The 19992-nt window shown below is 63.7% G+C and carries 19 protein-coding genes; 10 read left to right on the top strand and 9 right to left on the bottom strand.

The window, feature by feature from the left end:
- Nucleotides 1–79: 79 nt before the first annotated feature.
- A complete protein-coding gene (locus CK218_RS22700; RefSeq protein ID WP_095828952.1) occupies nt 80–1327 on the top strand; it encodes a DUF3419 family protein in 1248 nt (415 codons plus the stop codon).
- Nucleotides 1324–1989, top strand: a complete 666-nt coding sequence (locus CK218_RS22695) for a class I SAM-dependent methyltransferase (RefSeq protein ID WP_095828951.1) — start codon at nt 1324–1326, stop codon at nt 1987–1989. Before CK218_RS22700 ends, CK218_RS22695 begins: the two co-directional genes overlap by 4 nt.
- 6 nt (nt 1990–1995) lie before the next feature.
- Here CK218_RS22695 and CK218_RS22690 read toward each other — a convergent pair whose 3' ends face one another.
- Nucleotides 1996–3381 carry a serine hydrolase gene (locus tag CK218_RS22690; protein WP_095829012.1) on the bottom strand — a complete coding sequence of 462 codons (1386 nt, stop codon included), beginning with the start codon at nt 3379–3381 and terminating at the stop codon, nt 1996–1998.
- A gap of 229 nt (nt 3382–3610) precedes the next feature.
- Between CK218_RS22690 and CK218_RS22685 the strand changes: the two genes are divergently transcribed.
- Nucleotides 3611–4402 (top strand): GH25 family lysozyme, encoded by a 792-nt coding sequence (locus tag CK218_RS22685; protein WP_095828950.1) that lies wholly within the window; start codon nt 3611–3613, stop codon nt 4400–4402.
- A gap of 170 nt (nt 4403–4572) precedes the next feature.
- The gene (locus CK218_RS22680; protein ID WP_066990689.1) at nt 4573–5751 is read left to right on the top strand and encodes a lytic murein transglycosylase; all 1179 of its coding nucleotides are present in this window, start codon (nt 4573–4575) and stop codon (nt 5749–5751) included.
- Nucleotides 5752–5788: 37 nt separating this feature from the next.
- Here CK218_RS22680 and CK218_RS22675 read toward each other — a convergent pair whose 3' ends face one another.
- Nucleotides 5789–7009, bottom strand: a complete 1221-nt coding sequence (locus CK218_RS22675; RefSeq protein WP_066990988.1) for an alanine racemase — start codon at nt 7007–7009, stop codon at nt 5789–5791.
- Nucleotides 7010–7220: 211 nt separating this feature from the next.
- Here CK218_RS22675 and CK218_RS22670 point away from each other — a divergent pair, with 211 nt between their 5' ends.
- Nucleotides 7221–8141: a DMT family transporter gene (locus CK218_RS22670; protein ID WP_066990686.1), complete on the top strand. Its 921-nt coding sequence runs from the start codon at nt 7221–7223 to the stop codon at nt 8139–8141.
- Between the two features lie 423 nt (nt 8142–8564).
- Here the strand turns inward: CK218_RS22670 and metF are convergent, their stop codons facing one another.
- Nucleotides 8565–9482, bottom strand: a complete 918-nt coding sequence (metF, locus tag CK218_RS22665) for a methylenetetrahydrofolate reductase [NAD(P)H] (protein WP_095828949.1) — start codon at nt 9480–9482, stop codon at nt 8565–8567.
- Nucleotides 9482–10489, bottom strand: coding sequence for a metalloregulator ArsR/SmtB family transcription factor (locus tag CK218_RS22660; RefSeq protein WP_095828948.1), 1008 nt, complete (start codon nt 10487–10489; stop codon nt 9482–9484). The genes metF and CK218_RS22660 overlap by 1 nt, the downstream gene beginning before the upstream one ends.
- Nucleotides 10490–10630: 141 nt before the next feature.
- Between CK218_RS22660 and tsaA the strand changes: the two genes are divergently transcribed.
- The 3 genes from tsaA to CK218_RS22645 all read left to right on the top strand — a co-directional run bounded on the left by tsaA (nt 10631) and on the right by CK218_RS22645 (nt 12505).
- Entirely contained in the window at nt 10631–11137 is a 507-nt protein-coding gene (gene tsaA, locus CK218_RS22655) for a tRNA (N6-threonylcarbamoyladenosine(37)-N6)-methyltransferase TrmO (protein WP_066990675.1), read from the top strand.
- Nucleotides 11134–11448, top strand: a complete 315-nt coding sequence (locus CK218_RS22650) for a DUF2293 domain-containing protein (RefSeq protein ID WP_066990672.1) — start codon at nt 11134–11136, stop codon at nt 11446–11448. The genes tsaA and CK218_RS22650 overlap by 4 nt, the downstream gene beginning before the upstream one ends.
- Before the next feature lie 97 nt (nt 11449–11545).
- Nucleotides 11546–12505 (top strand): aminotransferase class IV, encoded by a 960-nt coding sequence (locus CK218_RS22645; protein ID WP_066990670.1) that lies wholly within the window; start codon nt 11546–11548, stop codon nt 12503–12505.
- A gap of 70 nt (nt 12506–12575) precedes the next feature.
- Here CK218_RS22645 and CK218_RS22640 read toward each other — a convergent pair whose 3' ends face one another.
- Nucleotides 12576–13205: an MOSC domain-containing protein gene (locus CK218_RS22640; RefSeq protein ID WP_095828947.1), complete on the bottom strand. Its 630-nt coding sequence runs from the start codon at nt 13203–13205 to the stop codon at nt 12576–12578.
- Between the two features lie 179 nt (nt 13206–13384).
- Between CK218_RS22640 and CK218_RS22635 the strand changes: the two genes are divergently transcribed.
- On the top strand, nt 13385–13951 hold the full coding sequence (locus CK218_RS22635) for an isoprenylcysteine carboxylmethyltransferase family protein (protein WP_095828946.1): 567 nt from the start codon (nt 13385–13387) through the stop codon (nt 13949–13951).
- A 6-nt stretch (nt 13952–13957) separates the two neighbouring features.
- Here CK218_RS22635 and CK218_RS22630 read toward each other — a convergent pair whose 3' ends face one another.
- From CK218_RS22630 to CK218_RS22615, 4 genes are all read right to left on the bottom strand, one after another.
- Complete coding sequence (locus tag CK218_RS22630; RefSeq protein WP_095828945.1) at nt 13958–15079, bottom strand: beta-ketoacyl-ACP synthase III; 1122 nt, start codon at nt 15077–15079, stop codon at nt 13958–13960.
- A 118-nt stretch (nt 15080–15197) separates the two neighbouring features.
- Entirely contained in the window at nt 15198–15965 is a 768-nt protein-coding gene (gene tam, locus CK218_RS22625) for a trans-aconitate 2-methyltransferase (RefSeq protein ID WP_095828944.1), read from the bottom strand.
- A gap of 38 nt (nt 15966–16003) precedes the next feature.
- On the bottom strand, nt 16004–17653 hold the full coding sequence (gene ettA, locus CK218_RS22620) for an energy-dependent translational throttle protein EttA (protein WP_066990654.1): 1650 nt from the start codon (nt 17651–17653) through the stop codon (nt 16004–16006).
- 155 nt (nt 17654–17808) lie between these two features.
- On the bottom strand, nt 17809–18819 hold the full coding sequence (locus tag CK218_RS22615; RefSeq protein ID WP_095779065.1) for a ribonuclease: 1011 nt from the start codon (nt 18817–18819) through the stop codon (nt 17809–17811).
- Nucleotides 18820–19015: 196 nt separating this feature from the next.
- Between CK218_RS22615 and CK218_RS22610 the strand changes: the two genes are divergently transcribed.
- Entirely contained in the window at nt 19016–19948 is a 933-nt protein-coding gene (locus tag CK218_RS22610; protein ID WP_095828943.1) for an alpha/beta hydrolase, read from the top strand.
- Nucleotides 19949–19992 lie beyond the last annotated feature (44 nt).

The following is a 19992-nucleotide window of genomic DNA, read 5'->3' as shown; positions in this document are numbered from 1 at the left end:
TAACGTCGGCAGCCTGTCACCCGCCTGTCACAACGCTGCGCTACCCGCTTGCGCCAATGCAAACGGGAATCAGCTTGCCATGTCGGATGTATCGGGAGAACTCGTTTTTCGACGCGGCAAGGAGGTTGGAAAAGCCGTCTACCAGAACCGCGCCCTGTCGAAGGACGGCATTTCCGAGCGGCTTTTCGCCTTCCTGTTTTCCGGCCTCGTCTATCCCCAGATCTGGGAAGACCCGGAGGTCGACATGGACGCCATGCAGCTTGGCGCCGGCCATCGCGTCGTCACAATCGCATCGGGCGGCTGCAACATTCTGGCTTACCTCACCCGTTCGCCGGCCCGGATCGACGCCGTCGACCTCAACGCCGCGCACATCGCGTTGAACCGCATGAAGCTGGAGGCGGTGCGCCATCTGCCCTCGCAGGGCGATCTGTTCCGTTTCTTCGGCGCAGCCGACACCAGCCACAACTCGGAAGCTTACGACCGCTTCATCGCGCCGCATCTCGACCCGGTCAGCCGTCACTACTGGGAGCGCAGGAACTGGCGCGGCCGCCGCCGCATCGCGGTTTTCGACCGCAACTTCTACCAGACCGGCCTGCTTGGCCTCTTCATCGCCATGGGCCATCGTGTGGCAAAACTGTTCGGTGTCGATCCGGCCGGCATCATGAAGGCCGAGAACATCGGCGAGCAGCGCCGTTTCTTTAACGAGGAGCTGGCGCCGGTCTTCGACAAGAAGCTGCTGCGCTGGGCGACATCGCGCAAGGCCTCGCTTTTCGGTCTGGGTATCCCGCCGGCACAGTACGACTCGCTGATCACGTCCGGCGACGGCTCGATGGCGAGCGTCTTGAAGACGCGGCTGGAGAAGCTCGCCTGCGATTTCCCGCTGAAGAACAACTATTTCGCCTGGCAGGCCTTTGCCCGCCGCTATCCGCAGCCCGGCGAGGCAGCCCTGCCTGCCTATCTGGAACAGCGCAACTACAAGACGATCCGCGCCAACACCGATCGTGTCTCCATCCACCATGCCAACTTGATCAAATTCCTCGCCGGCAAGGATGCGGGCTCGGTCGATCGCTTCGTCCTGCTCGATGCCCAGGACTGGATGACCGACGACCTGCTCAACGATCTGTGGACCGAGATCACCCGCACGGCCTCGGTTGGCGCGCGCGTGATCTTCCGCACCGCGGCCGAGCCCAGCCTGCTGCCGGGCCGCGTCTCGGGTTCCCTGCTCGGCCAGTGGCGCTACGAAGCCGAGGCCTCGCGCGAATTCTCGGCCAGGGACCGCTCGGCGATCTATGGCGGCTTCCATCTCTATGTGAAGCGCGCCGCATGAGCACGACGGAGCTGCCGGTCCGCCATGCCGAACTGATGGATGGCGTCTATCGCTGGCAGCGCCATATCTACGACATCACCCGCAAATACTACCTGCTCGGCCGCGACCGGCTGATAGCGGGGCTCGACGTGCCGCAAGGCGGTACCGTGCTCGAGCTCGGCTGCGGTACCGGCCGCAACATCGTACTTGCCGCCCGGAGCTATCCGGACGCCCGCTTCTTCGGTTTGGACATCTCGGCCGAGATGCTGGACACGGCAAACGCGGCCATCGCTCGCGAAGGTCTCTCCGACAAGGTCAAACTGGCGCGCGGCGACGCCACGGATTTCGATCCCGCGGCGCTCTTCGGCGCACGGCATTTCGACCGTGTCTTCATATCCTATTCGTTGTCGATGATCCCCGGCTGGGAGAAGACCGTGTCGGCCGCGCTTGCCGCGCTCGCGCCCGGCGGCTCGCTGCATGTCGTCGATTTCGGCCAGCAGGAAGATCTGCCAAACTGGTTCCGGGCCTTGCTGCGCGGCTGGCTGCGGAAATTCCATGTCACGCCGCGCGCCTCGCTGCGCGACGTCCTTGACTCGGAGTCGGAACGGACCGGCGCAACCTTCCGTTTCAGAACGCTTTATCGCGGCTATGCCTGGCTCGGCGTCATCGGAGTTCGAATGTAGAGAGCCCTACTGATGTAAAGCTTTCACCAGCGCGGCCACCATCGCCTGCGGCCGATAGCCGAGCTTGGCAGGTGTCAGCCCGAGCCGCACCACCACCAATTGCTCCGACGGAACGATGGCCACCGTCTGGCCGTCATGGCCTTCCATCCAGTAGGTGTCCTTGGGCAGGCCGGCGGCAGCGCCCGCGCCCGGATTCTCCTCATCGCCCGGACCCTCGATCCACACCTGGCCGTTGCCGTAGACCTTCGAGGCCGGCGCCGGCTGCCGCATCCAGTCGACGAATCCGGCGGGCAGGATCTGCGCGCCGTTCCAGACACCGCCCTGCAGCAAAAACTGGCCGAAGCGGGCCCAGTCGTGCGCCGTGGCGTAGAGATAGGACGAGCCGACGAAAGTGCCTCGCTCGTCGGTTTCGAGCACCGCGCTGCGCATGCCGAGCGGCTCGAACAGCGCCGTGCGCGGCCAGCTCAGCGCCTTCGCCTTGTCGCCGATTGCCTCCTGCCACAGCCGCGACAGCATGACAGCCGTACCGCTCGAATAGGAAAATGCCTTGCCCACCTCGCCGCCGAGCGGCTTGGCCTCGGCAAAGCCCGCCATGTCCGGCTCGAGATAGAGCATGCGCGTCACGTCGGCGACGTCGCCATAATCCTCGTTGAACTCCAGCCCGCTCGACATCGCCATCATGTCGGCAAGGCTGATCGCCGTCCGACCGTCGGCCTTCCACGGCGAGAACAGGCCCTTATTGTCGAGCGCCATCTTGCCGTCCTTGACCAGCGTGCCGACGATCGCGGCGTTCACCGTCTTGGTCATCGACCAGCCGAGCAGCGGCGTCTTGGCCGAAAAACCCTCGCCATAGCGTTCCGCGACGATTCGGCCGTTCTTCACCACCACGACCGCGCGCATGCCGGTCCCGACCATCGCGGCATCGTCGACGATCTTCGTGACGGCGGGGTTTTGCAGGGCGTCCACCCTTTCGCCCTCCGGCCAGAGCGCGTCCTGCGAGGTCACCGCCAAAGGCTCGATATGGACGGAGGTCTGCCGCGCCCTGCCGGTGTCGCCATCCGGAACCGACGCGCAGCCGACCCCGTCGCGCTCTACGGCGACGCTCTTGCCAAGCATCCAAAGCAGGCCCGCCGAAACAAGGCCCCTTTCCTTGTCGACGGATACCTTCATCAGCTTGAGCAGCGGATGGCCCGGCGCCTGCACATCGACGGCCAGCACTTCATTCGGGTCGCGGCCGGCGATGAACACGTTGGAGCAGACGATCTTGGCCGCATAGCCCGAGCCGACACGGATCAGTTCGGGCGGCGCAAGATAGAGCCAGGCGAAGAGCGCGACCGCCGCCAGCACAATGAGGCCGAGCAGCCATTTGATGAACTTCACAACAGCCCGCATCTTTCCGCCCTTGGATTTTCCGGTTCGCTTTATGTCATCGATTTGCCGCCATTGCTTCTCCAAAATCATGGTCGATGTCGAGCGCCGTCAATGGATTATCAACCATGTTCGGCGATGAACGGAGAGACTGGGCGGTCCTGTGGGGCGATCGTCCGGAGGGGCGCGCGGAAGCGACCACCATCAGTGAAGGACCCATCAGCGGCCGGCTGATCCCGGCTCGGGGGATACCATGCGCCGTCTTGCGGCCATCCTGATGCTTACGCTGTTGAGCGCCTGCTCGACCGTGGACGATCTATCGCCGCTGGCGCCGTCATCGCAGACGGTCGCCCTGCGCGCGCCCCGTTTCGAAGATTCCAAGCCGCATGAATGGGACAGCGGCGCGCCGTGGAATTATGCGGTCCACGGCACCGACGTCTCAAAATACCAGACCTCTGTCGACTGGCCGACGGCCAAGGCCAGCGGCATCTCCTTCGCCTTCATCAAGGCGACCGAGGGCGGCGATCGCTTCGACGATTATTTCAACGAGCACTGGGCACGCACCAAGGCCGTCGGAATCCCGCGCGCGGCCTATCATTTCTTCTATTTCTGCACCCCGGCCGCCACCCAGGCGCGCTGGTTCATCGCCAATGTTCCGAAAGATCCGTCGGCGATGCCGCCGGTGCTCGACATGGAATGGAACCCGAAGTCGCCGACCTGCCGACTGCGCCCTGATCCCGCGACGGTGCGCAGCGAGATGACCACCTTTCTCGAGATCGTCGAGCGCCATTATGGCAAGAAGCCGATCATCTATACGTCGCTCGACTTCTTCGATGACAATAACCTGGCGACGTTCCGCCGCTATCCTTACTGGCTGCGTTCGGTCGCCGGCCATCCGCGCCAGAAGTATGGCAGCCATCCTTTCACCTTTTGGCAGTACACCGGAACCGGCATCGTGCCCGGCATGACCGGCAAGTCCGACATCAATGTTTTCAACGGCTCGGAAGCCGCCTGGAACAAGTGGCTGCGGCAGAACACCCGTTGACATCGGCCCCCTTGCCTGCTTTCGACATGGCGGGCGGTGATAGTTGCAACCGCTGGCGATGCGGAGCGGCGCACCCCACCGGGGTGCCGCACGGCGCTCCTGAATTTTGAAATCTACGCATGATGCGTCCGACCCGGCCGTGATCATGCCCCGGTCTCGTAAGGGAAGCGATGCGATTGCGCGTTGAAATCCTGGCGGCGCTGCTGGTCGGCGCTTTCGCTTGGCCTGCGGCGGCGCAGGAATGCGGCGGCGATTTCGAAGCGTGGAAACAGGGCGTGGCCGCGGAAGCCAAGGCAGCCGGCGTCGGCGCCGTTGGCCTGGAGGCGCTGGAAAATGCCGCGATCGACGAGAAGGTGCTGTCGCGCGACCGCGCTCAAGGGGTGTTCGCCCAGACCTTCACCCAATTCTCGAACCGCATGATCTCGGCCTATCGCCTGAAGCAGGGCGCGGCCAACCTCAAAAAATATGCCGACGTCTTCGCGCGCGCCGACAAGGAATTCGGCGTGCAGCCGGCCGTCATCACAGCGTTCTGGGGACTGGAGACGGATTTCGGCGCCGTACAGGGCGATTTCCACACGCTGGACGCGCTGGTCACCCTCGCGCACGACTGCCGCCGCCCTCAGTTGTTCCGACCGCAATTGGTGCCGTTGCTGACCTTGATCGACCGCGGCGTGCTGCCGGCCGATGTCAAGGGCGCCTGGGCCGGCGAGATCGGCCAGACGCAGATTCTGCCGACCGACTATCTCGCCCGCGGCGTTGACGGCGACGGCGACGGCAAGGTCGATCTCCGGAACAGCGTGGCGGACGTGATCATGACCACGGCCGACAAAATCCTGTCGCGCGGCTGGAAGCGCGACCAGCCCTGGGTCGAGGAGGTGCGTGTTCCCGACGACATGCCCTGGGACCAGACCGGCCGCACCAACAAGCTGCCGCTGTCGCAATGGGCCCAATGGGGCGTGACCAATCCGGACGGCACGCCGCTCGTCGACAACGGCCTGAAGGCCGGGCTCGCCTTGCCCATGGGTCGCAAGGGTCCAGCCTTCCTGACCTACGACAATTTCGACGTTTATCTGGAATGGAACCAGTCCTTCACTTACGCGCTCACCGCTGCGGTGCTGGCGACCCGTCTGGCCGGGGCGCCGCAATTCGACCCGCGCACGCCCGAGCCCGGCCTCAACGGTGACCAGATGAAGGCCCTGCAGACCAAGCTTGAGGCCAAGGGCTACGATGTCGGCACGGTCGACGGTATCCTCGGCACGAATACCCGCGAAGCGATCCGCAAGGAGCAGATGCGCCTGGGCATGGCCGTGGACGGTTGGCCGACGCCGGAATTGCTGGCGAAATTGTAGCGCCCTGTCCTTCTCCCACAAGGGGAGAAGGGGGAGCTCAATCCGCCATCGTCTCCAAGCTCGCGAAACCTTGCGGCGCGTCGCCCTCGTCGAACGGCGTCGTCACCTCCACGAACGTGTCGGGATAGAACCCGTTGAATCGCGTCCTCAGTGACAGCGAGTAGGCGCCGATATGGCCGATCTCGATCCAGTCGCCTGTGTCGACCGTTTCCGGCAGCCAGAATGGGCGCGACAGGATGTCGACGGAATCGCACGTTGCGCCGCAAACCTTGAACGGCACGACCGTCTTGTCGCTGCCATTGCGCGTGCGGATCGCCGGATCGGGAATGAAGCGCGCCGGCAGCGTGATCTTGCCGGTCCATGAATCCGAGAGCGACGCCCAGATGCCGTCATTGATGTAGAGCCTTTTGCCCTTGCGCAAGAGCACGCGCACGATCAGCGACAGGCAGCGCGCCACGATCACGCGGCCGGGTTCGGCGACCAGCGGCATCTCGTCGAACTGGTATTCCTTGAGGTCGCCGGCCAGCCGCGACATGAGCTGGCCGAGCGACGGCATCTCGATGTGCTTGCGGTTGGGATCGTGGCCGTACTCGGCCGGAAAGCCGCCGCCCACGTCAAGCCCGGCAATGTCGAAGGTCAGCCGGTTGCGCACCCAGTCGGCAGAGGCCAGCGCGCGCTCGTAGGTGTCGGGGTCCTCGATCTGGCTGCCGACATGGAAGCAAAGCCCGACCTTGTAGCCGGTACGGTTGAGCCGCTCGGCAAGCTCCACCGCATTGGCGGGACCGGCGCCGAATTTCTTCGACAGCTCATAGGCCGCGTGGCCTTTGGTCTGGATGCGCACGAAGACGGTGAGAGCGCCGGGATCGATGTCGAGCGCACGCACCACGCGCGTCAGCTTGGTGATCTCGTCCTCATGATCGAGCGAAATCACGCGGATGCCGTATTTCTCCAGCGCCAGCTTGATGTCCGACTGCGCCTTGATCGGATGCATGTAGAGCATTTCGGCCTCGGGCGAGACGGCCCGCACGGCCGCGAACTCGCCGGGCGAGGCGACGTCGAAGGCGCTCACGCCAGCCTCGACCAGCGTCTTCAGCACGATCTGCTCGCCATTGGTCTTGACCGCATAGGCGGTCTTGCCCGGGAACATGCCCATGAACTGCAAAGCATCGGCCTTAAGCACCTGCGGGCGGAAGCAATAGACCGGATCGTCCGGACGAAGCGCCAGTGCCGCCTCGCGGGCATTTTCGAATCGCTGCATGGACGAATCCTTGATCTCGGCGCGCACAATTAATCCTAGCTAGACGCCAAAGAAAACAGTTCTGTGTCTCGCCTTCGCCTGCGAGCGTCCGCACCCTTTGCGCCACGCTAAACCACTGGTCAGGTTTCGGGTGGCCCTTGCCACCGAACCGTATATCGATTGGAGCTGGTTCGGGGATTGAGGGAGCGATCGGCATGGGAGGGGTGACGACATGACGATGGCGGCTGGCGCCGCGCCGACACGCGGACCGATGACGCTCAGGGATTGGGCGCAGCTCCTGCTGCTCGGCGCGATCTGGGGCGGCTCCTTCTTCTTTGCCCGCATTGCCGTGGCGGAGATCCATCCTTTGGCGCTGGTGCTGTTTCGCGTCGCCATCGCGACGGCCGCGCTTCAGCTCTATCTGGCGATCCGCGGCCCGTCCTTCCGTCTCGCCTTTCCCCACGCCGGCCTGTTCTTCCTGCTGGCGTTGGCCAACAATGTCATTCCGTTTTCGCTGATCTTCGCCGGCCAGACCGAGCTCGGCGCCGGTATTGCCTCTGTGCTCAATGCCACGACGCCATTTTGGACGCTGCTCCTCGCCAATGCGCTCACCGCTGACGAAAAACTGTCCTGGAACAAGCTGGCCGGCATCTCGCTCGGCGTTGCAGGAACAGCTGTCATGATCGGTCCTGGTTTGGCTGCTGGCCTCGGCGAGCCGGCCTGGGCCAAGTTCGCGCTGATCGGCGCCTCGGTGTCCTACGCGATTGCCCTGATGATCGCGCGCCGCTTCAAGGGGGTGCCTTCGCCGGTCATCGCCACCGGGCAACTGACCGCATCGACCATCATCATGATCCCCGTCGTGCTGATTGCCTACGGCCCGGCCGGGCTGTTTTCGGTCTCGCCCCCGGTCTGGGCCGCGGTGCTCGGGCTGGCCCTGCTCTCCACAGCCTTTGCCTACATCCTCTATTTCAACCTTGTTGCCGCGGCCGGCGCCACCAACGCCTCGCTGGTCACTTTGATCGTACCGGTGAGTGCCGTGCTGCTGGGATTCCTGTTTCTGGGCGAGCGGCTGCAGCTCTTCGAACTGAGCGGCATGGCGCTCATCGGAGTCGGCTTGATCACCATTGACGGGCGCCTGTTCGGCCGATGGTAGCGGTGCCATGCCACGGCTTCGCCATAATTTATTCACAAACTCTTGGATCGATTTTTGCCGAAGACTTTCAATGGCTAACGGCAAATTCGAGGTCGCAAATTCCACAATCGCGTCGCAATGCAGCACATTTTCCGCTTGCCTGTGACCCAAATGACTCTAGATTCCGGCCATAGCTCTTAAGAGGAGGCTATGGCATGGGACTGACGAGGCCAATCAACGCATTGATGATTTGTGCTGCGTTTGCATTCATCGGCGCCCTGATCATGGGCGTTCTTCCCTGACCCGCCGAAGCCGGGAAGACCAGCACCGAGGATGAGTCCAACCGATTCGAAAGGCCGGGTTCGCCCGGCCTTTTCCGTTTCAATCATTGTTTTGAATGCATGTCGTTTCGCAAAACCGCTGCACACTTATCGGCGAGTTTGATCAGGCCGCGGCCGAGCCGGCCGCCTCCGCCTCATGCGAGCGGATGCCGATCATGTGGCAGACGGCGAAGACCAGATCGGCACGGTTCATCGTGTAGAAATGGAAATCGCCGACGCCGCGCTCGACCAGATCATGGACCTGCTCTGCCGCGACCGCTGAGGCCACCAGTGCATGCGTTTGCGGATCGTTCTCCAGCCCTTCGAAGCGCTCGGCCAGCCAGGCCGGCACCAGCGCGCCGCAGCGGGAGGAAAAATTGGCGACCTGGGTGAAGTTGTGCACCGGCAGGATACCCGGCACGATCGGGATGTAGATGCCGGCGCGGCGCGCGCGCTCGACATAGCGCTCGTAGAGGTCGTTGTCGAAGAAGAACTGGGTGATCGCCCGCGTCGCGCCATTGTCGACCTTGCGCTTGAGCATGTCGATGTCGGTGGCGAAGTCCGGGCTTTCCGGATGCTTTTCCGGATAGGCCGAGACCGAGATGTCGAAATCGCCGACGCTCTTCAGCGCCCCGACCAGTTCGGCGCCGTTTGCATAACCATCGGGATGCGGACGATAGGCGGTCCCCACGCCTGCTGCCGGATCGCCGCGCAAGGCGACGAAACGGGTGACGCCAAAGTCGGCGAATTCCTGGATGACGGCGTCGACCTGATGCCGGGCCGCGTCGACGCAGGTCATATGCGCCGCCGGCGTCAGCGTCGTCTCGTTGAGAATGCGCTTCACGGTGCGCGCCGTGCGCTCTCGGGTCGAGCCGCCGGCACCGTAGGTCACCGAGACGAAGCGCGGCTTGAGCGGCTCGAGCCTTGTGACGGTGTCCCAGAGCCTTGCTTCCATCTCATCCGTTTTCGGCGGGAAGAACTCGAACGAAACCCGGACCTTGTCGCCAATGTCGGGGCGGCGGGAAAAGCGGAACTGGTTCATCAGGCTGTTTCCCTTGCTGGAAGTGTGTCGTTGGACGGATCGGCGATCAGCAGGCGGCGATCGCGACCCAACCAGAGCTTGACGGTGAGTCTCGCCTCGGCCTGGCCGCGCGGCTCGAACTCCTGGCTCTCTTCGAGGTCAAGCCCAGCCTCCTCGAACCAGTCGGCGATCTGCCGGTCGGAAAAGCCTAGCCGCATATGCGCGTGCTGGTCGCGCAGGAACTCCAGATTGTGAGGCGCGAAATCGACGATCACCAGCCTGCCGGACGGACGCAGCAGCCTCGCGGCCTCGCCGATGGCGCGGGCCGGATCGTCGAGATAGTGCAGCACCTGGTGGATGGTGACGAGATCGAAGGCGTTGCGCTCGACCGGCGGCGAAAAGATGTCACCCTGGCGCACCTGCGCATTGGCGACGCCGGCTTTGTCGAGATTGGCGCGCGCTACGGTCAGCATCTCGCGCGACATGTCGATGCCGACGCCGCGCCGGTAGAGCGGCGCGAAGATCTCCAGCAGCCTGCCCGTGCCGGTGCCGAGGTCGAGCATCGACTGGAACGGCCGTTTGCCGACAAGCTTGAGCAGTGCCGCTTCCACCGCGCGATCCGGCACATGCAGCGAGCGGATGCGATCCCAACTGGCGGCGTTCTCCGAAAAATACTCCGCGGCCCGGTCCTGCCGCTTGCGCTTGACAGCGGCCAGCCGCTCCAGGTCGCGCACCACCTGCAGGTCGGCCTCGCGCACGCCCGAGACCAGGCCCTGAACGAAATCGCGCGAGCTGTCTGTGTCCGACAGCCTGAAAAAGGCCCAGGACCCTTCCTGGTAGCGGCCGATCAGCCCGGCATCGAGCAGCAACTTCAGATGCCGTGAGACGCGCGGCTGCGACTGGCCAAGGATTTCGGTAAGGTCGGAGACCGTGAGATCCCCGCGCGACAGCAGCACCAGAATGCGCAGGCGGCTGGATTCGGCAGCCGCCTTCAATGTATCTACCATCGTGTCGAGCGTGACATGCATGAAAGGTTCTCGCTGAAAGATATAAAGATATGTTTATGTCGAATTTGAAAGCCTGGCAAGCGCTATGTCGCTCCCTGACAAGAAAATGGCGCAGCCATGATCCGCGCATTGCAGGCCATGCGTCCGCGGATTGATTGAACGATGTTCGAGAGACGCGAGGACGAGACGCTCTTGGAAAACGACCCGGCCGATCTGCCGCCGGACGGCCATGTCGTCTTCATCGGCCGGATCGCCTCGCCTTGGACGAGCCGCGAGGATTGTCCCAAGAACATGCGCGCCGCCCGCGAGACCGGCCGGACTGCGGCCATCCTGATCGACAAGCCCTACCGCCGGGGGCTGCAGAACCTCGATCGCGCCAGCCACATCGTCATCCTGTCCTGGCTCGATCATGCCCCACGGAATCTGATTGTGCAGAAACCGCGCCATGCGGCTGAACCGAAAGGCGTTTTCTCGCTGCGCTCCCCTGCCCGGCCGAACCCTGTCGGCCTGCACATCGCGAAGCTCGTCGCGCTCGATATCGAGGAAGGCCGGATCGAGATCGACGCCATCGACGTGCTCGACGGCACGCCGGTCGTCGACATCAAGCCCTACTATGCGTCGACCGATGCCTTCCCTGAGGCGGCCATTGCCGGACGCGAGGAGAAATGAGCGCGCCGACCGGCCGTCGCCGCGCGATTGCCAAGGCGCTCACCGCGCTCTTGCCGCTCGCCCCCTATTCCGACATGGAAAAAATCCGCGCCGATGCCGGAGCCGTGCATATGAAGAGCTTGCCGCCGACGATCGCGGTGTGGCTGGCAACCATCGCGCATGTCCGCCACACCCATACCGACTATGACAAACTGCTGGCCGAAGGCTATGACCGCGACTCGGCACGCTTCTTTGTCATCGACGAGACCAATGAGGTGCTGACCCGCTGGCGCGCGACGCGGCTGCTGGAAGAGGATGACGAGGACGAGTAAAGCACAGGCTAGGCTAGACAGCGCCGTTGGCCTGGCTCTTACTTCATTCGAAGCGGGACGCTAGCCTGCCTTTCCACAACGACGAAGAAGGAGCGAAATGAGCCAAGCCGCCCCCGCGCCTGCCGCGCCACTACCCGTTCTGTCAGAGCGTCATCTCGATCCGCATGCCTATCCCAACGGCGTCGCTTACCTCGATGGACAATATCTGCCGATGTCGCAGGCAAAGGTGTCGGTGCTGGACTGGGGCTTTCTGCATTCCGACGCCACTTACGACACGGTCCATGTCTGGGACGGCCGCTTTTTCCGTCTCGATCTGCATCTCGACCGTTTCTTCGGCGGGCTGGAAAAGCTTCGCATGACCATCCCGTTCGACCGCGACGGCGTTGCCGAAATCCTGCACAATTGCGTCGCGCTGTCCGGCCATCGCGCCGCCTATGTCGAGATGCTGTGCACGCGCGGTGCCTCGCCGACCTTCAGCCGCGATCCGCGTCAGGCGATCAACCGGTTCATGGCTTTCGCCGTCCCCTTCGGCTCGGTCGCCAATGCCGAACAGTTGCGAAGCGGCCTCCACGTCGCGATCAGCGACAAGGTCCGTATCCCACCTGCCTCGATCGATCCCTCGATCAAGAACTACCATTGGCTGGACCTGGTGCGCGGGCTCTACGACGCTTATGACCGCGGCGCCGACACCGCGCTGGTCCTCGACTTCAACGGCAACCTCGCCGAAGGTCCAGGCTTCAACGTGTTCTGTGTCAGGGCAGGCAAATTGACCACGCCCGCCGTCGGCGTGCTGCCCGGCATAACGCGCCGCACCGTGTTTGACCTGTGCGCCGAGGCGCGACTGTCCGCGGTTGCCGCGGATGTCAGCGTGGCCGCGCTCAAGTCAGCCGACGAAGTCTTCATCACCTCGACGGCCGGCGGCATCATGCCCGTCACGATGATCGACGGTGCTCCGGTTGCCTATGGCAAGGTCGGGGCGATCACTGAGCGTCTGATGCGCCTCTACTGGCAAAAGCACGAGGATCCGGCCTGGTCGAGCGCGGTGCGCTACGGATGACGACCAAAGCCACTCCAACAGTTCACTCAGAGCGAGACTTGAACCGGCGATATCCAAAGCCGAAGCCCGATCACGCGCGATAGATCCACTGCTCCGGCACCCGCACCGAAATCTCTTCGCCGGTCCTGATGATGCCGGGTTTTTCGACCCAGGCGACCAGACCGCGCAGCCTCTTCGCCGTCTTCGGAAACAGCAAGGCCGTCGCGTCGCGATCCGCCGCGTTGACATGTTCGGCGATCGATTGCCCGGCGACCCGGCAGGGCTTGTTCTGGCCGTCGATCTTGATCGTCACGCCGCCCTTGAAGAACAACAGCGACCCCGCCGGCAGCATCGAAAGATGCGGCAGGCCTTCGATCATCAGGTTGGCGCCGATCCATTCCGCCTTGATCTCCTCGAGGCCCATGCGGTGGGCGACGATGGCGAGCTCATCCGCGGCGACGAGCGACAATTGCCGCTCGTTGCGCATTTCGGTGCCGCGCGGGTACCAGGGCTCGCGCCCGCCGGAGCGCCGCGTCGCGCCGGCATGGAAGTCACCCTCGATCCCGTCGAAGCCAAGGCGCAATTCGTCCACGGGCCTTGTCTCGAAATGATCGGACGGCGCGGCATAGAGTGCCGCTGCCAATGCTGTCAGCTTGCGGCCGGCGACGATGTCGGCCGTCGGCTCCGCCGACGGAAAAAGCTCTAGGTTCGTTTCCTGCATAGCGTTGGTCTAGAGACGCTCGGCTACTCGGTCCAGTCGAAAGCGCTGATGATCCGATCACAGCGCTTGATGGCGATCACGACTTTCTTACCTGAAGATGCCGCACGCTTTCACGTTCCGCCGCATTGCCGCCGCTCCGGCGGCGTAAATGGCGGCGCGAACTTGGGAGGGTTCAGATCATGCAGGTTCAACATGCGATCGCCGCGCTCTGGTTGGCCTGGGTGGTGTCTTGGGTGCTGGCCGCCGCGTGGGCCGATCCAGCGCAAAAGCGCGCGGACTTCAAGGCTGAGGCCCGTTACCGGGTTCTCTGGCTGGCCGGCACCTTTCTGCTGTTCGCGCCGGCGCACGGCTATGTCGGCCGATTGCGGCTGTGGACGCCGACGCTTGCCGAGGCCTGGATCTGCGTCGCCCTGATCGCGATCGGCATCGCTTTCGCCTGGTGGGCGCGCTTGCATCTCGGTCGGCTGTGGTCGGGCACCGTCACCGCCAAAGCCGATCACCGCGTGGTCGACACCGGTCCCTATCGGCTGGTCCGCCACCCGATCTACACCGGCCTGCTGGTGTCGATCCTCGCTACCATGGCAGCCAAGGGCACTGTCTGGGGTGTTGCCGGCACTGCCCTGCTGCTCGTCGGCATCGTCGTCAAGGCCAGGCTGGAAGAGAGCTTCCTGCGCGGCGAGCTCGGCCCCGCCTATGACGACTATGCCAGACGCGTGCCGATGCTGGTGCCGTTCGTCCCCGCCTGAGCCGGTTTACAACATCCTCAGCAGCGCGCCGCCGATCGAATAGCCGGCGCCGAAGGCGCAGAGCAGGCCGAAATCGCCGGCCTTCATGTCCGCATGATTTTCGGACAGTGCCACGATGGCGCCGGCGCCCGCCGTGTTGCCGAGGCGTTCCAGCACCATCGGCGCGCGGTCGTGGTCGACATCGTGGCCGAAGGCGAGTTTCAGGATCATCGCATTCATGCGCGCATTGGCCTGATGCAGCCAGAAGCGGCGGATGCCTTGCGGCGTCAGACCATGCTCGGCCAGGAACTCGACGATGAACTTGTGGCCCGCGACCGTGACTTCCTTGAACACCTTGTTGCCGACCTGCTTGATCAGATTGCCCTCGAGTTTGATCTGGTAGGGATCGTCCTGGGCAGTGCGGGTGTGGTAGCCGAGATTGGTGCGGATGTTGTTCGACATTTGCGTCCAAGTGCGCGTGTCGAGCACCTCGAAGCGTCCCGGCCGCTTCTCGCCCTGGTCGAGCCCTTCGATGACCATCGCGACTGACGCGTCGCCGAAGATGAAATGCGTCTGCCGGTCGCGGAAGTTGAGATGGCCGGTGATGATTTCGGGCGTCGACACCAGGATGCGCTTGTGCGCCCCTGCCCTGACAAGGTTGACCGCGATGTGCAGCGCCGCCGCGGCGGAAGAGCAGCCGAGCCCCATGTCGAAGCCGGCGCCCTTGCTGCCCAGGGCCTGCTGCATCTCGATGGCGATCGCCGGATAAGGCCGCTGATGATGCGAGGCCGAGCAGATCACCAGATCGATGTCCGAGCCTTCCACGCCGGCAAGGGCGATGGCCTTTCTGGCCGAAGCGATGCCGAACTCCGCCTGCAGCGACAGTACGTCGTCCGGCCGGGCCGGAATGCGCGGCGCCATGCGGGTCGGATCGAGGATGCCTTCGCGTTCGATCACATGGCGGGTCTGCACGCCCGAGGCATGGACGATGAAGTCGCTGTCCGACTTCTGCAGCAGCGTCTCGCCTGTGACGGCGCGGCGCGCATTCTCGGTGTCAACCCAGCTGTTGAAGCTTTCGACCAGCTCTTCATTGGTGATGACAGGCTCGGGGATTTCGGCGCCGATGCCGCTGATGATGACGCGATGCATGTCCAATCCGTCCGAGGCACGGCCTTTGTGCCGGAGCGCGCTACCCTTGTCGCATTTGGCCGGTTTATGCCAGCCTAAATCGCAGTTCCGGCTATCGCGATGAGTTGACCGGAAACGGTCAGGCCCGCTTGGCAATGATGAAGATGCGCGGGAAGCGCAGCAGCACCTTGCCGTTCGCCGTCTTCGGATAGGCCTTTGCGATCTTTGCGGTGTAGCTTTCGAGGAATGTCTTTCTCTCGTCCGCGCCGAGCGGATCGAGGAACGGCCTCAGCCCCGTCGCCTTGACCCATTCGACGATCGCTTCGGCATCGGCCAACGGATGATTGTAGATCGTGTGCCAGATATCCACGCGATCGGCGAGCGGCGACAGAAGATCGTAGTAGAAGGAAACCGTAGGCAGCGGCGCGCGGGCGGCACTCCTGAGCTTGGCCGAGAACGGCATCTCGGCCGCGGTGTCGCGCATCAACCGATGCGAGGGTTCGCCAAGATTATCGGGCATCTGGATGGCCAAGGCGCCGCCCGGTGCGAGCAGCCCGATCAGCCGCTGGAACACCGCCGGATGCTCCGGCAGCCATTGAAAGACCGCGTTTGCGAAGATCACGTCGACGGGCTGCGCCGGCTGCCAGGCGGAAGCATCGGCTAGCGCGAAATTCACGTTGGGCAGCCGCGCCTTCGCCTTCTCGATCATGTCGGGTGAGGTGTCGAAACCGCTGACCTCCGCATCTGGCCATCGCTCGACCAGCAGCTCCGTCGAGTTGCCCGGACCGCAGCCAATATCGACGACGCGGCGCGGGAAGTCGACCGGGACTTGTGCTGCCAGGTCCCGCGCGGGCCGCGTGCGCTCATCCTCGAACTTCAGATATTGGGCGGCGGACCAGTCAGCCATTTCAGAACCTCATATTTGTTCGCCGCCCATGGACTTTGCTACCGCGTCAGCCGCTTGTGCGTCATGCGGTGCGGGGTTGCCGCTTCCGCGCCCAGGCGGCGCAGCTTGTCCTTCTCATATTCCTCGAAGTTGCCTTCGAACCATTCGACATGCGCGTCGCCCTCGAAGGCGAGCATGTGGGTCGCCATGCGGTCGAGGAACATGCGGTCGTGGCTGATGATCACCGCGCAACCGGCATAGGCTTCGAGCGCATCTTCCAGCGCGCCCAGCGTTTCGGTGTCGAGATCGTTGGTCGGTTCGTCGAGCAGCAGCACATTGCCGCCGCCCTTCAGCATCTTGGCCAGATGCACGCGGTTGCGCTGGCCGCCGGAAAGATTGCCGACCTTCTGCTGCTGGTCGCCGCCGCGGAAGTTGAAGGACGAGCAGTAAGCGCGGCTGTTGACCTCGTGCTTGCCGAGCTTGATGACCTCGGCGCCGCCCGAGATCTCTTCCCAAACCGTCTTGTTCGGGTCGAGCGCGTCGCGGCTCTGGTCGACATAGCCGAGCTTCACAGTCTCGCCCTTGCGGATCGAGCCGGCATCCGGTGTTTCCTGACCGGTGATCATCTTGAACAGGGTCGTCTTGCCGGCGCCGTTCGGGCCGATGACGCCGACGATGCCGCCCGGCGGCAGTTTGAACGACAAATCCTCGATCAAAAGCTCGTCGGCAAAGCCCTTGTTGAGGCCCTCGACCTCGATGACGACATTGCCGAGGCGCTCGCTCGACGGGATGACGATCTGCGTGTCGGTCGGCTTGCGGTTCTGCGACTGCTCGACCAATTCCTCATAGGCCTTGATGCGCGCCTTGGACTTGGTCTGGCGCGCCTTCGGCGAGGATTGGATCCATTCGCGCTCGCGCCAGATCGCCTTCTGGCGGGCGTCGTCCTCGCGCCCTTCCTGGATCAGGCGCTTGGCCTTGGCGTCGAGATATTTGGTGTAGTTGCCCTCGTAGGGAATGCCGCGGCCGCGGTCGAGCTCGAGAATCCAGCCGGTGACGTTGTCGAGGAAGTAGCGGTCGTGGGTGATGATCAGCACCGAGCCCGGATAGTCGCGCAGGTGCTTTTCCAGCCACTGCGTGGTCTCGGCGTCGAGATGGTTGGTCGGCTCGTCGAGCAGCAAAAGGTCGGGCTGCTCGAGCAGCAGCCGGCAGAGCGCCACGCGGCGGCGCTCGCCGCCCGAGAGGTTCGTCACCTCGGAATCGGCCGGCGGGCACTGCAGGGCGTCCATCGCCATCTCGACCTGCTGCTCGAGATCCCAAAGGTTCAGCCGGTCCATCTCGTCCTGCAGCTTGGCCGACTCGTCCGCCGTCTCGTCGGAATAGTTCATCATCAGCTCGTTATAGCGCTCGATGATGGCAGTCTTCCTGGCGACGCCGTCCATGACGTTTTCACGCACGGTCTTGCTGTTGTCGAGCTGCGGCTCCTGCGCGAGGTAGCCCACGGTCGCGCCCTCGGCCAGCCACGCCTCGCCCTGAAACTCCTTGTCGAGCCCGGCCATAATGCGCAGGATGGTCGACTTGCCCGAGCCGTTGGGGCCGAGGATGCCGATCTTGGCGTCCGGATAGAAGGACAGGTGGATGTTATCGAGCACCTTCTTGGTGCCGTAGGCCTTCGACAGGCCTGACATGTGATAGATGAACTGGCGAGCCACGCGCGCTTTCCCTGAAACTGAACTGTCGAATTGGGTGGAGTTGCGCGCTATGTAGGCGATGAAGCGCCGAACGGCAATCGCTTTCGCCGCGTCGTGAACTCTACCGGCCGGCAATCATGCTCGGTTCGGTGGCCGAATCCGGGCGGTGGCACGTCCTATTGGAACCCTATCGCGTCGACCGTGCCCTTCGGGCAGCCCGCCTTGCTCGTCGGCGCCGAGGCGATCAGCAGGCTGGCGAGCTTGCTGTCGGGGCCGATCGGACCGGAGAGACCGAGCGTCAGCTCGCCGATCAACCGCCTTCCGCTCGACGGATCGACAAGGCAGGAGACGCGCACGCGGTCGCCGGCACCCTTGCCGAAGGCCTGGTCGAAGGCATTGCGGATCTGCTCCGATGTCAGCTGCTTGCCGATGTTTTTGACGAAGAGATCGCGCACTGGCGAGGCGTTCACCGCGCGCATCAGATTGAGCGCGTCGGAGAAATACTCTTGCTGGCTCTTGCCGTAGCAGGTGCCGTGCTTGATCCATTCATGGCGCTCCAGCTTGGACGCCGTGCCCGGCATCATCTGGTCGAGCTCGGCGCGCGTGTTGGCGTCGAGTTCGACGGGTGGCAAATCTCCCCAATGCGCGGGATTGTCGTTGGCCTTGTCGCCCGCCGACACCTGGCAATAGAAATTGCCGTTCGGCTGCGGCCACAGCCCATGCAGCGTGAAGTGCGAAGCGTCGAATTCGTTGGGATTCTGCGCCTTGCATTCGGGTTTGTTGGCCTTGGTCTCACAGAATGCGGGCTGCCAGCTCAGCGCGAACACATATTCAGGCTTGCCGGAACCAGGTTGCGACGGCTTCATCGGATCGGCCGGCGAGGGCGTGGCGGACGCGCTGCTGCCGGTGACATGACCGCAGCCGATCTTCACCCAGCGTCGCTCCGGATCGGCGCCAGGAACCTGGATGAGATAATGGGTGGGCTCGTCCTTGTTGCCTGCCAGAAGCTGATAGGTCTGTCCCGCTTCGGTAGACACGTTGCCGGAGTTCTTGCCGCTCCTGATGGCTTGCGTTGCCGGACAGGCGCTGTCGGCCACGAAGGTGCCGCTCATCTTCACATCGGCCTGAGCCGCGCCGGCGCCAACCAGGGCCAGAACAACCGAACCCCATACTGCCCAAACCCGCATTCCCGCTCTCCCGGCGATCATCGAACCGTATCGGATTCGCCACATTAGAACAGGCGACGTGTCAGAATTGCGATCTTTGTCGTCGCGCGAAAATAATCCCCAGGAGAGCGATAAGCGCACTCCACATGGCTCGAAAGGATCGCGCTCTCTTGACGCAGCCGAAGCCCTCGCCCATCAGTCGCCAAGGGAGCGAGACATGCCATTCGACAAGCAGACCAGGCTGGCCTCACCGACCGGGGCCGACCTCAACCTCTATGTGAGACATGCGCAAATATCCCCGCGCGCCGTCATCCAGATCAATCACGGCTTGGCCGAGCATGCGGCGCGTTACGCCCGCTTTGCCGACTTCCTCTGCGCGCGCGGCTTCCATGTCTACGCCCATGACCATCGCGGCCATGGCGCGACAAAGGCGCCCGATGCGCCGCTCGGCCGGTTCGCCGATACCGACGGCATCGCCAAGGTGATTGCCGATGTCGGCGCGGTGCATGATCTGATCGCCGTTGAACATCCGGGATTGCCGGTCATCGCTTTTGGACATTCGCTCGGCGCCTCGATCGCGCTGAATTTCGTGCTCCGCCATTCCGATCGCGTCCATGCCGCAGCGATCTGGAACGGCAATTTCTCGCAAGGCCTGCTCGGCCGGCTGGCCCTGGCCATCCTGGGCTGGGAAAGGATGCGGCTGGGCTCCGACGTGCCATCTCGGCTGCTGCCCAAGCTGACCTTCCAGGCCTGGGGCAAGGCCGTGCCCAATCACCGGACCTTGTTCGACTGGCTGTCGCGCGATCCGGTCGAGGTCGACAAATACATCGCCGACCCGCTCTGCGGCTGGGATGCCTCCGTCTCCATGTGGCGCGATGTGGTCAACCTCGCGCTCTACGCCGGCAGGGATTCGAGCTTCGCCGGCGTGCGCCGCGACCTCTTCGTCAATCTGATCGGCGGCGAGAAGGATCCGGCATCGGACCACGGCAAAGCGGTTCACCACCTTGCCCGGCGGATGGACAAAATGGGCTTTTCGAATCTGGTTTCAAAGGTTTACGCCGACACCCGCCACGAAAGCCTGAACGAGGTCAACCGCGACGTCATCATGAATGATTTCGCCGCCTGGGCGGATCATACGCTGAAACCCTAGCGGCATTGGCCCATTGCATGGGTCGTGACAGGGGCGACCTCTGT

It is taken from the genome of Mesorhizobium sp. WSM3879 (assembly GCF_002294915.1).
GTDB lineage: Bacteria > Pseudomonadota > Alphaproteobacteria > Rhizobiales > Rhizobiaceae > Mesorhizobium.
This window is presented reverse-complemented; position numbering and strand designations above follow the sequence as displayed.

Bases quoted from the DNA above. Each gene is read 5' to 3' on its own strand.
- CK218_RS22690 (WP_095829012.1), bottom strand. From the start codon at position 3,381: ATGCGGGCTGTTGTGAAGTTCATCAAATGGCTGCTCGGCCTCATTGTG.
- CK218_RS22680 (WP_066990689.1), top strand. From the start codon at position 4,573: ATGCGATTGCGCGTTGAAATCCTGGCGGCGCTGCTGGTCGGCGCTTTC.
- CK218_RS22650 (WP_066990672.1), top strand. From the start codon at position 11,134: ATGAGCGCGCCGACCGGCCGTCGCCGCGCGATTGCCAAGGCGCTCACC.
- tsaA (WP_066990675.1), top strand. From the start codon at position 10,631: ATGTTCGAGAGACGCGAGGACGAGACGCTCTTGGAAAACGACCCGGCC.
- CK218_RS22695 (WP_095828951.1), top strand. From the start codon at position 1,324: ATGAGCACGACGGAGCTGCCGGTCCGCCATGCCGAACTGATGGATGGC.
- CK218_RS22635 (WP_095828946.1), top strand. From the start codon at position 13,385: ATGCAGGTTCAACATGCGATCGCCGCGCTCTGGTTGGCCTGGGTGGTG.
- CK218_RS22610 (WP_095828943.1), top strand. From the start codon at position 19,016: ATGCCATTCGACAAGCAGACCAGGCTGGCCTCACCGACCGGGGCCGAC.
- CK218_RS22675 (WP_066990988.1), bottom strand. From the start codon at position 7,009: ATGCAGCGATTCGAAAATGCCCGCGAGGCGGCACTGGCGCTTCGTCCG.
- CK218_RS22670 (WP_066990686.1), top strand. From the start codon at position 7,221: ATGACGATGGCGGCTGGCGCCGCGCCGACACGCGGACCGATGACGCTC.
- CK218_RS22640 (WP_095828947.1), bottom strand. From the start codon at position 13,205: ATGCAGGAAACGAACCTAGAGCTTTTTCCGTCGGCGGAGCCGACGGCC.
- CK218_RS22615 (WP_095779065.1), bottom strand. From the start codon at position 18,819: ATGCGGGTTTGGGCAGTATGGGGTTCGGTTGTTCTGGCCCTGGTTGGC.
- CK218_RS22660 (WP_095828948.1), bottom strand. From the start codon at position 10,489: ATGCATGTCACGCTCGACACGATGGTAGATACATTGAAGGCGGCTGCC.
- tam (WP_095828944.1), bottom strand. From the start codon at position 15,965: ATGGCTGACTGGTCCGCCGCCCAATATCTGAAGTTCGAGGATGAGCGC.
- CK218_RS22645 (WP_066990670.1), top strand. From the start codon at position 11,546: ATGAGCCAAGCCGCCCCCGCGCCTGCCGCGCCACTACCCGTTCTGTCA.
- CK218_RS22630 (WP_095828945.1), bottom strand. From the start codon at position 15,079: ATGCATCGCGTCATCATCAGCGGCATCGGCGCCGAAATCCCCGAGCCT.
- CK218_RS22685 (WP_095828950.1), top strand. From the start codon at position 3,611: ATGCGCCGTCTTGCGGCCATCCTGATGCTTACGCTGTTGAGCGCCTGC.
- metF (WP_095828949.1), bottom strand. From the start codon at position 9,482: ATGAACCAGTTCCGCTTTTCCCGCCGCCCCGACATTGGCGACAAGGTC.
- CK218_RS22700 (WP_095828952.1), top strand. From the start codon at position 80: ATGTCGGATGTATCGGGAGAACTCGTTTTTCGACGCGGCAAGGAGGTT.